This is a genomic window from Vibrio hangzhouensis (assembly GCF_900107935.1).
Taxonomy (GTDB): domain Bacteria; phylum Pseudomonadota; class Gammaproteobacteria; order Enterobacterales; family Vibrionaceae; genus Vibrio; species Vibrio hangzhouensis.
In genome coordinates this window covers 82,666-97,826 of sequence record NZ_FNVG01000011.1, presented here as the reverse complement: position 1 = coordinate 97,826, position 15,161 = coordinate 82,666, and the positions used below count along the sequence as shown (strand labels likewise).

General features: G+C 42.9%; 12 protein-coding genes. All 12 read right to left on the bottom strand.

Features of this window, described 5'->3' with window-relative positions; genetic code table 11:
* Window positions 1-4: 4 nt before the first annotated feature.
* Window positions 5-1,423 (bottom strand): mannose-1-phosphate guanylyltransferase/mannose-6-phosphate isomerase, encoded by a 1,419-nt coding sequence (locus C4S60_RS12545; protein ID WP_103880692.1) that lies wholly within the window; start codon window positions 1,421-1,423, stop codon window positions 5-7.
* A gap of 79 nt (window positions 1,424-1,502) precedes the next feature.
* The gene (locus C4S60_RS12540; protein ID WP_103880691.1) at window positions 1,503-2,510 is read right to left on the bottom strand and encodes an acyltransferase family protein; all 1,008 of its coding nucleotides are present in this window, start codon (window positions 2,508-2,510) and stop codon (window positions 1,503-1,505) included.
* Complete coding sequence (locus C4S60_RS12535) at window positions 2,482-3,639, bottom strand: hypothetical protein (protein ID WP_146060866.1); 1,158 nt, start codon at window positions 3,637-3,639, stop codon at window positions 2,482-2,484. The genes C4S60_RS12540 and C4S60_RS12535 overlap by 29 nt, the downstream gene beginning before the upstream one ends.
* Window positions 3,640-3,800: 161 nt before the next feature.
* Window positions 3,801-4,517 carry a WecB/TagA/CpsF family glycosyltransferase gene (locus C4S60_RS12530; protein ID WP_103880689.1) on the bottom strand — a complete coding sequence of 239 codons (717 nt, stop codon included), beginning with the start codon at window positions 4,515-4,517 and terminating at the stop codon, window positions 3,801-3,803.
* A 10-nt stretch (window positions 4,518-4,527) separates the two neighbouring features.
* Complete coding sequence (locus C4S60_RS12525; protein WP_103880688.1) at window positions 4,528-5,628, bottom strand: glycosyltransferase; 1,101 nt, start codon at window positions 5,626-5,628, stop codon at window positions 4,528-4,530.
* 66 nt (window positions 5,629-5,694) lie between these two features.
* Window positions 5,695-6,687: a phosphoribosyltransferase family protein gene (locus C4S60_RS12520; RefSeq protein ID WP_160111362.1), complete on the bottom strand. Its 993-nt coding sequence runs from the start codon at window positions 6,685-6,687 to the stop codon at window positions 5,695-5,697.
* Between the two features lie 151 nt (window positions 6,688-6,838).
* Window positions 6,839-7,927, bottom strand: coding sequence for a glycosyltransferase family 1 protein (locus C4S60_RS12515; protein WP_146060865.1), 1,089 nt, complete (start codon window positions 7,925-7,927; stop codon window positions 6,839-6,841).
* A gap of 11 nt (window positions 7,928-7,938) precedes the next feature.
* Window positions 7,939-9,348, bottom strand: coding sequence for an oligosaccharide flippase family protein (locus C4S60_RS12510; protein WP_103880685.1), 1,410 nt, complete (start codon window positions 9,346-9,348; stop codon window positions 7,939-7,941).
* Window positions 9,341-11,551: a GumC family protein gene (locus tag C4S60_RS12505; protein ID WP_103880684.1), complete on the bottom strand. Its 2,211-nt coding sequence runs from the start codon at window positions 11,549-11,551 to the stop codon at window positions 9,341-9,343. The genes C4S60_RS12510 and C4S60_RS12505 overlap by 8 nt, the downstream gene beginning before the upstream one ends.
* A gap of 38 nt (window positions 11,552-11,589) precedes the next feature.
* The gene (locus tag C4S60_RS12500) at window positions 11,590-12,117 is read right to left on the bottom strand and encodes a polysaccharide biosynthesis/export family protein (RefSeq protein ID WP_103880760.1); all 528 of its coding nucleotides are present in this window, start codon (window positions 12,115-12,117) and stop codon (window positions 11,590-11,592) included.
* 33 nt (window positions 12,118-12,150) lie between these two features.
* On the bottom strand, window positions 12,151-13,386 hold the full coding sequence (locus tag C4S60_RS12495) for an outer membrane beta-barrel protein (RefSeq protein WP_103880683.1): 1,236 nt from the start codon (window positions 13,384-13,386) through the stop codon (window positions 12,151-12,153).
* Between the two features lie 2 nt (window positions 13,387-13,388).
* Window positions 13,389-14,789 (bottom strand): undecaprenyl-phosphate glucose phosphotransferase, encoded by a 1,401-nt coding sequence (locus C4S60_RS12490; RefSeq protein WP_103880682.1) that lies wholly within the window; start codon window positions 14,787-14,789, stop codon window positions 13,389-13,391.
* Between the last annotated feature and the right edge of the window lie 372 nt (window positions 14,790-15,161).

Below are 15,161 nucleotides of genomic sequence, written 5' to 3'. Positions count from 1 at the left end.
TCTTTTAGTTATCGGCTCGACCATATCGGTCTTCGAAACGAACGATATCGTCCTCACCAAGATAACTACCGGTTTGGACCTCGATCATCTCGAGTGGGATTATTCCGGGGTTTTCCAGAGAATGGGCTGTACCTAACGGTATGTAAGTTGATTGATCCTCAGTCACCAGAATGGTTTGGTCACCGTTTGTCACAAGGGCTGTTCCTGACACAACAATCCAGTGCTCGGCTCGATGATGATGCATTTGCAGAGAAAGTTTCTCGCCAGGTTTAACGGTAATACGTTTTACGTTGTCTCGAGACCCACAGTCGATACAATCGTATTTCCCCCAAGGTCGGTAAACCTCACGGTGGAAGATGTGTTCGGTCCTTCCTGAGGCATTAAGTGCCTCGACAACTTGTTTAACTTCTTGAATATTATCTTTATTAGCGACAAGGATGGCGTCTTTGGTCTCCACGACAACCAGGTTGTTCACTCCTACAGTTGCGACCAGTTTGTTGTGAGAACAGAGATAGTTGCTCTGTGAGTTTACTGCGATCACGTCACCTTTTTTCACATTATGCTGTTCGTCTTTATCAGAAACGTCCCACAATGCAGACCATGAACCTATGTCATTCCAGTTAGAATGAAGAGGGACGACTGTGGCCAATTGAGTTTTCTCCATGATTGCATAGTCGATAGAGTCAGAAGGACAAGCTTCAAAATCATCAGGGTTAACCCGAATGAACTCCATATCTGCAGAAGAGGCCGAAAGCGCGTGCTGGCAAGCAGTTAAAATATCTGGAGCTAGCCGTTTTAGCTCAGCGATAAATGCAGTGGCTTTAAACAAAAACATGCCGCTGTTCCAATAATACTCGCCAGAATCAACATAGTGTTGTGCAAGCTCGGAGTTGGGCTTTTCAACAAACTCTTTCACAACATAGTTGGCTTCGAACCCAGCGACCGCTTCGCCTCGCAAAATGTAGCCGTAGCCTGTTTCTGCGCTATGAGGAACAATACCAAAAGTAACAAGTTGCCCATGGTTGGCACTGGCCAACCCTTTTTTTACTGCTGTTTGAAACGCTATTTCATCATCAATGATATGGTCAGCTGGCATCACGAGAAGAAGCGGATCGCCGCCTTGTTCCATTGCCTGTAGTGCAGCTAATGCGATCGCCGGTGCTGTATTCCTTGGTACTGGTTCCAGAATAATTCCTGAGTGGCCGAAACCACCTAAGCGCAACTGTTCAGCCACAATGAAACGATGCTCTTCATTGCATACAATTAGCGGGCTAGTGTGCTCTAAGCCAACTAAACGAGCCAGCGTACTTTGGAGCATGGTCTTGCTCCCGGTTACATTAAGAAATTGCTTGGGATAAAGCTCTCGTGAGAGCGGCCATAGACGACTGCCAGTGCCTCCGGCCAAGATGACTGGAATTAGCATTGTAACTCTACCTATATAGATGGTTTGTTAAATAAAAACACTATCCGGATTGATTAAAATAACGTTGCCTGGTTGTATTCTAAGTGGTGCGCAGAAATAAATTACTGATGGGAGCCTTAAATAAGTATTTCAACCCAAAATGTTGGCTCAATAGTTTAAATGCGATTGGGATAGCCAATCCTGCAATTGTACCTATGATGATATGAGTATAGACCTCGTCTATGCCCAAACGAAACAGAATAACTCTCGCGCCGCTGCCTGTTAGTATATGGATTAGGTATATTTCCATTGAAGAAACACCCAAGGTTTTTATGACAGAGATGTTTAAATTACAACTTGCCTTGGAGAGTTCAATAACGAAAAGAATGGATGTTACTGCAGCGATTAATTGGGTGGTTCGCTCGCTGAGTATATATATTTCTTTTAGTAATAACACCTGAATAAAAACAAATAAGGCGCAAGCAATGACTAACGGTATTCTTGTTGATTGAGCGAATGCTTTTATGCTGGGGTGCTGGTACAACATACCAAGCATAAAATACACCCAGTGGCTAGAAAGTTTGGAGTAGACATAATCAACAACATAAATTTCCATTGGCAAACTTTGGTAGTATGCAATTAAGGCCAAAGCTAGGCCGATGGTTAAAAGTCCTTTCTTGGTGTAGTGATAAATTAAACATGTGATGCAAAAAGTCGTAAAGAGAACATACAGAAACCAAAATTGAGCTCTTGGATCCCACAGAGATAATACTTCAACTAGGGTGGCATTCCCATTTGTGTAAGTTGAGAGCGCAACTTCTATCATTCCTTGACATAATGACCAAATAACATAGGGGTAAACCAAAGTATCAACTTTCGATAATATCACCCCTTTCGAGCCTCGGTTGTCCAGCGATTGCTGTACAAACATACCCGAGATGAAAAAAAACAGAGGCATATGAAAGCTGTATACTATCGTATCTATCTCATTGAAGTAGGGGACTGAGATACCAGCATTCTCGAGACCACGGATAACATGTCCGTAGACAACCAGTATAATGCCTATACCTTTTGCGTAATCAACCCAAGCGGTTTTTTCTGTGCGCAAAGTAGACTCCTAAAAGCACAAGAGAGCTTAAATTTGTATTCTCTACTGCTTCGTCTGATGATTCTTCCGATTTCAAAAATCCAAAAGCCATCCATAGTAAAGGTGCCGTTTTCATGGAATATATTGCATTGCCACCAATTACCAGGTTAAGTGAAATGTAGATGATTAACAGGGTTGAGAATAAAAGTTGATTTCGAAATCTAGATGATAAATATAAATGAATGAATGCGATAAAACCAACTGCGGCGAAAATCGTGCTCGATGCTATTAAATAACCGAAGCCACTATCCCAAAGGGAATCTATCTTATTCCAACCAAAGCCGAGATAGTCTAGCGCCTCTAAGTCATAGAAACGTCCCATTCCTAAACTAAGTCTGCCCTCAAAATTATCTCCTGAGTATATGAAATCATTATTCATTGCGACTATAGAAGCAACTGAGAAAGTTGTAATGAAACAAGCTCGCCTTATGAGTGTTATTGCTGAAGGCAGAAATGCATACAAATTGTATAGCAGAAAGCAAATTACAGCGACAGTGCTTGATGTTCGGCTGTTATTTGTCAGTAATCCCAGTATAATAAGTGTCAAATATATCGTTTTTCGGTTTGCAGATAGTTCTCGCCAGAATGTTGCTGTGTATATTGCTAATACGGAAAGGAAGTTTGCAAAGGATACTTGTTCCAAAAAGATGGAAGAGGTCCGGTGAGTGTTGAAAAAACCAAAGTTAAACCTACCCTCAAAAGATAACGCATTGCCAAACAAGCCAGTGTCATTGAAGTCCTTGATTTCAATGCCGCGAGTGGCCTCATAGTATCTCGCAGGAGAAAATAAGCTAACATAAGCTTCGACAGATGTTATCTCTATAATCAGAATAAAAAGCACAATGATGGCGATAGTATAGACTAAACGATGATAGACCTGCTTGCTGAGTCTATAGCCAAGCATAGTGAAGATGATGACTATCAAAAAATTCCGGATCATATTTACAGCGACTAGACTCGAAGCAATATAAATGAGTATGACGGAGATACCCACGGTCACTGCAAACATCATTATTAGTTTATCATTTTCCTTTATTCCTTTAATCAAAATAACGGACAAACCTGCAAAGGATATTGCCATTTCGGCCATAATGACGTGTCCGTCGCTTATAATACCCACGTTAGAATAAACGAATGCAAATATCGCATTGTAGGTAATCCCCAAAAATGCGATAGCCGCTATGATTATGTGTTGGTTGCGGGTAAAAAAAGGTCTGTTAGAAGAGTCAAATGTCTGCAAAACCTTACGTCCTATTTGCCAATGAAGATTGTGTGCTTTAGGAACAATGGGATTCCAATAATGTAACGCTTAAACAATCGTCTAGGTTCTTTGAACAAGCGGTAAGCCCACTCAAGGCCAAACCGTCTCATTACAGCAGGGGCGCGAGCAAAACGCCCGGCTTGAAAATCCAGAATAGCTCCACCACAAACAATGATGGTTGGCGAAGAAGTGAGTGACCGGAGCCGTAATGCCAGTTGCTCTTGTTTGGGCATCCCCATCGCAAGTAGCACCAAATTGAGTTTGGCGGGTTGTATCGACGCTTCAAAGAGGTCGACGTAGTGTTGTTCATCATGAAATCCTGTTTCAGCGCAACGACACTGTCCCTCAAGGCCTAGTTCTTTGATGCCATCGGACAACCAGGGTTCTTTGGTACCAAATACAATCACATTTAGGGGGCGAGAGATGCTCTGTTTGGCTAATGCAGGTATAAAGTCGGTACCATTCAGGTTATCACCAGGCGCCAACCCTAGTCGCTTCATCGCAATTTTCACCCCCAGGCCATCTCGAAGTAATATATCAAGTGCTTCAAAGTGTTGTTGGACAATCGCACTATCATGACAAAGGTTGGCGCCATGCTGGTTTAGGAAGCCTACCGTAACGGGTTTTTGTGTATTGATAAGCGATTGAATCAGGGCGCTGCCATTGTCTTGTGAGGTTGTAATTCGTTCAAACAGTTGCCTATTCATAAACCGCTCCCTAAGACAGTACTTGCTGGTAAACCTGGGTGAACTGTTGCGAAACGAATGGCCAACTGTAGCGTTGTGCAGCCTTTACAGATTTCTGTTTTAGCGAAAGAACATCTCCATTCCGGTGTAGTTCTGCCAGCCACGCCTTTGCAGAGCCGGGTTGTTCAAAATCTATGATCCAGCCACAACCTGTGGATCTGTGGATTTTTTCGAAGCTTGCAATACCCGACATTACTGGAATAAGGCCTCCCGCCATGCCTTCTATTATTGTCATCCCGAACCCTTCATATTCCGAAGCGCTGACGACAAAAGAGCTACTTGCAACCAACTCGCTCAATTCTTCCTCACTTGCCTCTAGTTTGAAATGAACATTCGATGTGAGTTCTAAGTCGTCTACGAGATGTGTTAGCGAATCAAGGTTGTTGTCCCAGTTTTTGCCAGCGATAACGAGTCGAAAGCTCGCATCCAAACAAGCAAGCTCTTTGAACCATTTGATCAATAGGTCAATTCGCTTGTTGTCGGAAAAACGGCCGATAAACAGCATTTGGTTTTCGGCTCGATTTGGGGAACCAGAAAAGAATTTGATCGTATTAACACCGTTTTCAATTAACTGTGTTTTTTTAGGATCAAGGGCAGCGAACAGGCGCTGGTCATTTTCACTACAAGCGACAATTCGAGCGCTTCTGGTTAGCGATGCCCGTGTAATGGTATTGAAGTAGATCTTCTTTAAGTGCCTGGCGAATTTGGTGTGAAAGAACCCACCGTGAGTGGATACTACCAGCGGCTTTTTGTGGATAAACTGGGTCAGCGCCAGGTAATCGACAAAAAAATCGATGGCGTGTACATGTACAATATCCGCATCACGAATAGCCTTGAGCACTTTAGGTGCAATAGGGTATTTATAGCTGCCTATAAAAGGAATGCGCGTGATCTGAATGCCCTGTATAGTTTCTTTGGCTGCTAACTTCTGGCCGGAGTCATAGCGCTTATTCAGTGTTACTACAGAAGCGTCAATTCCTTGTGCCAATTGCGCCTTTACCAAGTCGAAAACAAAGTTTTCCAATCCACCTATAGCGGGTGAAAATTGTCTTACCACATGAATAACTTTCATAAGCCCTGTCCTTGTATAAACATTAATAGGCCGTGTTTTTCATCCGCACTCGGCGGTACTTCGTGTTTAGTTGCGCAAAACCAGGCGAGTTGATTTCTTAAGTAAACGTTTAATTAAACTGCGCGCTTTTCGGGTGATACTGTAACGATAGAACCTTTCTTTAAGAATCCATTTGAGCTGCGGTTTGTTGATATAATTAATTGCAGAGTCAGTTGAAAATAATATATTCTCGTCTACACAATAAACTGGCATTTTGGTTCTTTCAAAAATCACTTTTGCTTGATTTAGAGAACTCTCGTAAAAGATTTTTGTGTTCGATTGTAAATACACATCAACCTTATGCTTAAAATAATCTGTCTGAGAGACTCTTTCTTCTTTGGTTTCCAATTTTACCATCTTGAGGTGATTATACTTTATACCATGTTTTTCGAGCCAACTTATCGTTTGAGGGCGGTATTTTTCTAGCCGGTTGGTAACGATGGTATCTATTTTTTTTATTGGTAAATATAGTGGTTTGGCATTCTCCAAAAAATCAATATATTTTACACCGTCATCATTCTGGTCTTCACGAGGGTCTTCACAAAGTACACCATCTATATCAAAGCAAGAGTCAGAAATTATGTTATGGTGCATAGCATTCCACTCAAAAAAACGTGGGGGCTTCACAACTTCTAAAATAAAATCTGCCGATTTGTCATTGCTAATGCCATAAACCGCTAAAAAGCGAGCTTTATGTAATAAATGGTCGTCCATTTTGTGTTTCACTTCAGCTAAGGTACCGCCGGAATGAATACTATCATCGACTATCAAGACCTTGTTTGCATCATGTGCGCACTTTATGTTATTTGATGGCTTTCGTGTTCTTCCGTGGCTAATAGGGCTGTTGTTTAAATATTCAGTTAATGTTATCAATGGCAAATTTAGCTTTAATGAAATTATACTGGCAGGAAGCATACCACTCCTTGGAATGCCGACAATGACGTCAAAGCCTTCACTCTTTAATAAGGAAAGATTACAGTTTATATCACGATTTAGATCGCTAATGCTTTTAAAGTTCATGATTATACCTGCCGTTGTTGTCATCAGGTTGCTGGCTATAATACGTTTGTTACTATCTTTTGAGGGGACGATAATAGTCAGATTTTATTTTAGATGAAACTTATGTATATGGTTGTCGTTGACTAGTTTTACTGTACTAGAAATAAAGGCATTAAGAGGCCTTTCCTTGCGCAAGTTCTAGCAATATTTTGGCTTTTACTGGCCAGCTGTGAGGTTTTAGTGTTTCGAAGTTTCTCGTTAAATTGCTATTAGGGGATGTTCTTTTGATCGCGTCGATAAAGCTGTCGAGATTAGAATATTTGCTAACGCTTTCTATACCAAACGTATCCATATAGTCGGGGACCAATATTGGTACATTAGATGCGGCGTATTCAAATAGCTTCATCGGGCTACGACCACGATTACTTAAGTCAAAGGTAAACGGCATGATCAATAAGCCGTATTTTACGAGCGTGGACGGTAATTGCTGATAGTCCAGTGGGCCAAGGTAATGGATGTTGCTGAGGCTGAGATCCAATTTGTCAGGTTCACCTGGAGAATAGATATCAAAATCCACCTCTTTGCATACTTTAGCCGCCGAATTAATTAGATTAAAGTCGAATCGATGATCCAGAGCACCAACATAGCAGGTGGATAATCTGGATTTTACCTTCTGTTTCCCGTTGATGTGATTCTGGGTATGACTAAAGTGCTCCATATCAAAACCATTGTTGAGCACAAAGGTGTTATGTCGACCTTCAACTCCATGGTACTTCAAGATTTGTTTGTTGGTTGCGATGACAATATCCGACTTTTCAATGAGCTGCTTATCAGTGTTCTTGTAGGCTCGTCCATTTGGCATTTCAGGGTAGATGTCAGTGGGTCTATAAATCAGCTTATCTATCGGCAAATAACGACACGTTTTTTGAAAAATGGGATCATCGACAAAACAGAAATCAAAATGGTCGATGCCAATACCTGAGCACTGTTTGATTATTTTTTTTGCCAGTCGCTTAGAATGCGCGTCAAAGTCAAGGGCAACCATGTTCCATTTGCTCGGTAATAGTTCACCTATAAGAAACTGCCAACGATTGGGAGAAACTTGGCCTTCTAAAAAGTTGGAACGCTCTCCTTTCACCATTTTGTGGATAGACGACCACGGGTGAGGTATGTGCACCACGCAATGCCCTAAGTCTGAAAGTGCTTTTGACAGGTGGTGGCTACCAACCACATAGCGACAACCAATATATGTGTGACTCAAAAAAAGTATATTCATGGTTGATAGATTCTGACTAAAGAGGCACACCCATGCTTGACCATGGACCAGTTTTGTTGGATGACAAACAGAAATGGTATTAGCCAGATGCAAGTGCCAACCCATCCAGGCACCAGCTCAAGCGCAACAATCGCTCCCATTGTGAATAGTATGGCGGTCGCCAAATAGGCATAGGTGAGATTTAAGCTGGCGCCTTCGGTCTTAGCCGCTTGTGACATAGACACGAAATAGACAGCGACAGCGGCTCCGGAGCCCAGAGCGGCACCCACCGCGCCATAATCGGGAATAAGCCATTGATTAAGAATTATATTGACTATCAAACTCACCGCCGCACAAGCTGCTATTTTGGAGGTCTTTTTTGTTACTTGAATTGCTACGGTCGTAATGCCTGCTAATGCCGTTATTAATGGAACGAGGGCACAGCTCACAAGAATGTTCTGAACCGCTGAATAGCTTTGAGGCAATATCCACGTCAAAATCCAACTTGTCAGGCCATATAGAGATGCGAGAGCAATGACGATATGGAGAATATGCCTGAGTACGCGCTGATACTCTTCAACAACGTGGTTGTTTCCTTTTATCATTTTGAAGATATGTGGTGCCCAAACTGTGGCGAATACCGCTTGGACGATTGCCGCTGCCGTCGCAAAATTGAATGCGACGCTGTACAGTGCTAACTCAAATGAGTTCGCTAAACTGTTAAGCATAAAGCGGTCAATACTACTCAAGGCCCACATCGCTACACCGTTAATCATCAAAGGAATGCTAAAGGCTAATGCATCTCTCAGCTTTGTCGATGAAAAGTAGTATTGGATACGCTGCGTTGTGCGCTTGCCGACGATCCAAAACAGGTAGGCCAAAGTGAAAAATTTAGCCACTAGTGTGCAGATAACTAGCCATTGCTCATCAGTTTTCCCAACGATAATAGCCGTTATAATCAGACCCACATATAGGCCTTTGTTGACACCCTGACTAAGAGAGTACTCGAACGACTTTTCATTCATTCGCAAGATACACAGTAAGAACTTAATCGTCGTCGCCGCATAGAAGCAGGCGACCATCAGCCACTCAATGACAAGATTGTGCTGACCAAACAACCAGGCGCTTAGTGTTGATGGGGTCAATGCATAGAAGCAGCTCATTACGATAGTAAGAAAAACAAGCGATATAAAACCACAAAAAAACAGTAGCTTGTCAGGGTTCTCCTGCTCATAGTGCCTTAAATAATAAACCTCCAAACCAAGCGTCATCACGGTACTAAGTAGTACCACTAAAGTAATCATTAATGCGTTAGCTGCAATGGCTTCGGCAGGAAAATACCAGGTGATCAATGGTATGCTGACAATTCCGAGCAGCATAGAGGCCACGGGCCCTATGGTGTAGTTAACAATCGACTGTCTATTCATGATAATAGGAGTAGTGATACTTTTCGTGAACGCTGCTTAACGAAGTAGATACACTGTTGAGGACGACACCATCTAGTGCAATATTGTGTCGGTGTAGTTGGTCAATGGCTGTTCGTGCGGTGGAAAGCTTGGTGCTGTGCGCTTTTACCACAAGTACCATATGTCCGACTAATTTGCCTACAATCAGGCAGTCACTCACAAGCAGAGAAGGCGGTGTATCAATAATCACGCGGTCATATTTCTCTAATGCAGTATCGATGAACTGATGGAACTTCTTGTGACTCAACGTCTCATGCGGAGACGACGTCGCGATCCCAGACAGGGCGACATCAAAGTCAGCCGTCGCTGGACTAGCAATGCATTCCTCAAAGCTGATACCACTATGGACGAAGTTGGTAATACCCGCCTGTGAGCGGGGCAAATTAAGTTCAAGGTATACCGTGGGTCTTCGCAAATCGGTGTCTATCAATAGTACTTTTTCTAGTTTTGAAAAAGAGCGAGCCAGCTGCATTGCGACAGAGGTTTTGCCCTCATTGGGAAGAGAGGAAGTCACATTGATAACTTTGGCGTACTTATCTTGACCTTGGTTGAGTAGCAACGTGGTTCTTAATGAGTCAATTTTCTCAAGGTAAAGCCGTGCCAACTTTGCGTTTGCCTTATCTAGTTTGAAAAGCGGATTTGACCCACGTATCCCTTTGACTTTTGGCAGTGATGCGAGTGGAACCAATCCAATTTTCTCTTCAAAATCACTGCTGTCACTTATTGTATTTCTCAGGGAGTCAAGTAGCAGTGCAGCGAGAATGGCACTGAACAGGCTTGCTACAAAGGAAATCATTACAATGCGTTTTTTTTGTGGCTTTGCTGGCTCTAACGGGATTAGCGCAGAGTCGGTAAATCGAGCATTGGCGGTAGTGAAATCGCTCGTGGCAGACGTTTCTTTTTGTCGGGTCAGGAAAAGGTCATAAAGCTTAGCATTGCTGTCCACTTCACGTTTGAGTGCATCGTACTCTCGTTTGACGATACCTAACTCCTGAAACTCATCTTTCTTGGACGCTAACTCCTGGCGTAATAACTCTTCTTGACGCTGCGCTCTATAAAGTTCTTGTTGAATCCCGGAGATCAGTTTCGTTACCACTTTTTCTGCCCGTTGCTGAACGGAGGCGAGCTGAGCTTTGGCCTGAATCATTTTGTCGTGTTTTGGCCCGTAACGCTTGGAAAGTTCGCTTACCCGTTTTTCTGCTTCAATTTCAGCTAAACGGATATTGGTGACCTGTGGATGGTTGGATATCTGGGACAAACTGGAAATACTAGCCAAATCGGCATTCTTTCCTCGTAGCGCAGAATAGAGGGATTGTGAAGCGATCCGCCTTTCTGTCGCCGAGGAAAGGCGTTCTGTTAAGTTTGCAAGCTCAGTACTTGTGAGTGCATCAATTCCTCTATCATCAATCAGTTTTTGCTCTTCCAAAAATGCCAATAAAGCCTGTTCAGATTGCTGAAGTTTTTGCTTTAGTTCCAATAGACGCGAGTTTATCCAGTTTGTTGCCAACTCTGTCGCGACGATTTTAGATTCAAGGCTATTTTCGATGAATGCATTGCCAATCTCATTGGCAATGGTTGCGGAAAGGACAGCATCCTTGGATTCAAAAGAAATCTTCACCAATTGAGTTTTGGAGACAGAAATAATCGACATTCTAGATTTGAACTCCTCTAGAACTTTCGTTTTTGTCACTTCATCAGAAAGGCTGGCTTCAACTATTCCCGGCTCCTCAAGATATTGATTAAAGAAGGAAATTTTTCCAAGTAAGGAGTTGAATTGTTCGGCAATTTTTGCGCTATAACCCGTAGGTTCAACAAGAGTAGAGTTGAACTCAGGGTGATTGATCAGATCCATTTTGTCTATGACTCGCTGGGCAACGCGATTGGATTTGATAATTTCAAACTGAGTTTGAAAGTACTCTTTCGCCGTCGTGTCAATACCAACAACTTCTTCAATAGAAACCGCAGATTTTTGGTTTGATTCTATTAAGAGCGTGGCGGTGGCACGATAAATAGGTGTTTGTGACAGTACGATGAGCAATGTCAGTAAGGTGCACAATATTGTAAAGATGGAAATGGGGAGGAGGCGTGTACGAATAACGGACAGATAATGTCCCACCGCTAACCGCTCTTCCTGGCCTTGAGGCGCATGTATGGTTCCTGTCATTTGTCTTCCTCGGCGAGTCGTTAGTATGCGAAATTAGCCTAAAAAAAGCTTTCCTCTATGACCAAGATATCTCCGGGGGAAATTTTCGTACTTAATCTGACTTTTACTTTGGTATCCCCATTACCTGCTTTAGTTACGTAAACCTTATTTCGGGCAGCACGGTCGGTAAATCCTCCTGCCAGCGCTATTGCTTTGTCTACGGTGAGTCCTGGCTGATACTCGTAGCCTCCAGGCTTTTTGACTTCGCCATTGACGTAGAAACTTCGAAAGCCAATCACTGACACACGCACTTTAGGGTCGATCAAGTAACCTTGTTCCAGGCCTTTGGTTATCTCTTTTCTTAATTGTTCGGGTGTTTTATTGAGGGCAGTTAATTGTCCAAGGTAGGGATAGTCGAATCGACCACTGGTACTGATATACAAATCATTGATAGAGAGCTCGGCTTCTCCGTAGACAGAAATTTGTACTCTATCACCTGCGCCCAATTTGTAGGTCGTGTCCAATGAATTGGCATACGCCATTGGCATGACGCTGAGTGCCATGATGTGCAGTAAAATAAGCTTCATCAACATGTTATGCTCCTTGGTACTTATAGGGCCCTAAAACCGATAGGTTGCCGCTAACCCATAAGCGTTTTGCGTATAGCTTTTATTGGGGACATTGGAGTCTTTTTCCTCGTATTGCCATCTTAGCAATGCTTCAAAATCTCTGCGGATGCGATAACCGACACCGATTGAGGCCCTGACTTTGTCATCTTCTCTGTCCGAGGCGGAATAGACATCGCGTATGGAAGCAAGCGTGATCATCGAGAAAATATTGTACTGCCAGTAATGTTTCCAATCGGCGTTGAGCAGGGTAGATTGTATGTATTGAGAGTTGACGCCTTGGTCTGGATCTCTTGCTCTTTGTCCACCACTAAAGTTTATGCTGGAGTACTCGACAGGCTTCCAGTTCAGTTTTACGTTCCAACTAAAACCTTGAAAGTCTTCGCTGTTAGGATCTTTGTAATCTTTATCTTGCAAACCTAAGCGAATTGTTCCCGTTGTTACCCCTGTTATCTCCCATGCACCACCTATAAAGTAAAATAGGTTGAGGCTATCCTGAATGCGGCCATTAAATTCGCGCTCGTAATGTCTGTCATTGGCATCGAGTTCTGCAAATAACGAGGTAGTGTCATTGCGACGATAGTAAAAGGCGAGTCCTCCTCCTACCTGGCTGTAATCCTTATAACTCGTACTGAAGGGCTCGTCTGTGCCCGTCAGGAACCGGTAATTAAGGTATTCTCTGTCGGTATAGTTGGCTTTGGCCTCAATTCTACCTCTAGCGCCGTCAGCGCCGTAGATGTACTTGAGATCTAGGTTATGCTGTTGATACTCAACAGGATTTAACGCTCTTGTTGAAAATTCATCACCTGCGAATATACCGGTTCCTCGCTCCTGATGATCGCGCTTATATTGATAGTCAAATCCCATTCCATGTCGAATGTTGTATCGGACAAAGTTTTTTGTGTAGAAGTTATGATCAAGATAATTATCGTCTGGGCTGTCGAAATACGTACCGGAAGAGAGTTGATAACCCACGCTGTAAAGGTTACCCCCACGATCGGACTTCAGAAGAATGCCAGGACTGACATCGAGTAAGTATGAGCTTTCAGGGGGGATCTCCTCTGAATACCGGCCAATGTTGTCATTGTATTCTAGCTTGGTATCAAATATCGGTATAATTGTTAGCCCTGATTCTGTTCTGTACCCCTGGTCGCCTTCTGCATACACCATTGGCAAATATGTCAAAGTACACAGCACGATACATCCAGTATGTGAGAAATTCCTTTTCATATTCAATAAGCTTCCTTGTCAGTAAGTACTTTAAATATAGTTAAAAAAATGATCTTCATGTCGAGCCAAGTAGACCATGACTCAATATATTTTAGGTCAAACTCAATTCGTTTCTTCATTTTATCGATAGTATCGGTTTCTCCACGACAGCCGCTGATTTGTGCAAGACCAGTAATGCCCGGCTTCACTTTATGTCGCAGCATGTAACATTCGACAATTGCACGGTACTCTTCGTTATGGACCACCGCATGGGGACGTGGCCCGACGATCGACATACTGCCTTGTAATACGTTGAAAAACTGTGGCAGCTCATCGAGTGATGTTCGACGAATGAAAGCGCCAAATGGTGTGACCCTTGGATCGTTCTTAATGGCCTGCTTAACAACCGCTCCGTCTTCTAAAGTGCGCATAGAGCGAAATTTCCACACAGAGATCCTGCGTCCGTCGAGTCCGTACCGGTTCTGTTTGAAGATGATGGGGCCGGGCGAAGAGAGTTTGACGCCAATGGCGACCGCAATCATTATTGGGCTGATCATTAATAAAATAATTATCGATAAAACAATGTCTTGAAGCCTTTTGATAATAGTGGTGACACCATAAAATGGTGTGTCGTACACACTGAGTGTGGGGACATCGCCTACAGAGTCTAGTCGAGATTGGATCAGGTTAAAGATAAAAAAATCGGGCAGAACATAGGTGTTCGCAGTCGTATCTGAGAACTGTTTTAAGTAGCCAACTATTCGATTATCAGCGCGCAGCGGCATCGCAATGTAAACGTGATGGACTTTGCCTTGACGAGCCAACTCTAACCCTTGTTCTACCTTTCCCAGCAGCGGCACACTGCCATTTTGCAAGTCCAGTCGTTCAGGTTCTCTATCGTCATAGAAGCCGACGAGATCGATACCCAAGTGCTGAAACTCATGGATTTGGTCAGCTAGCCTCAGTCCAGATTCGGTTACGCCAATGATAATAGCGGGCTGCCTGCTCAAGCCTAACTCGATACACTTCTTTTTGACCAGCAAAAGGAAAACGCGCCAGAGACATAAACATACCGGAGTGACTACAAACCAGACACCTGTAACGACTCGAGAAAACTGTTCACCGGTTTTTGAGAAATAGGCGGTGGTCAACAACACCAAGGCCACGACCACCCAACTGACCACGGCAACTTTGAGTTGAGTTAAAAAGGGAGAGGTTCGCCACGACAGATACAAGTCCATGGCCTCACCAACAAGCAAAAATAGCATACATGCATAAAATGCGACGACCATATGCATTGTCGACATGCTGCCCAAATAAACTTTGGCACTAATGTATAGAATGAATGCTATAATTATTGCATCAATGATTCGGTATAAAATAGCAAATTCGGTCGTGCCTGTTTTTATTTTCCTAATTTTCATGGGACTAGCTCTACCTAAGGCCTTAACCAACACATATTAGTGTCAACCTAAAGTGCATATTATCGTTATATTATTTAGCACTAAGGTTTATTATGGATTTAATAATGAAATATTCGCGTTTCATTACGTATGTTTTAACATGCTGATATAAAAGATTATTATATATATCTGCAATCAAACTACGGCGAAGTGAATACTATATCTCATCCATAAGTTAAGTAATTTCTTCGATTTCTATTGTGGGTTCTTATCGCTGTGATAAAGCCTAGGGCACGCTACCGCCCTTAGGTTATGGCTCCCAGACACCATCTTATACTTGCAACCTATCGAAGTTATCCTAACATTAAGCCACTGCTGAATTAGGACTCGCGT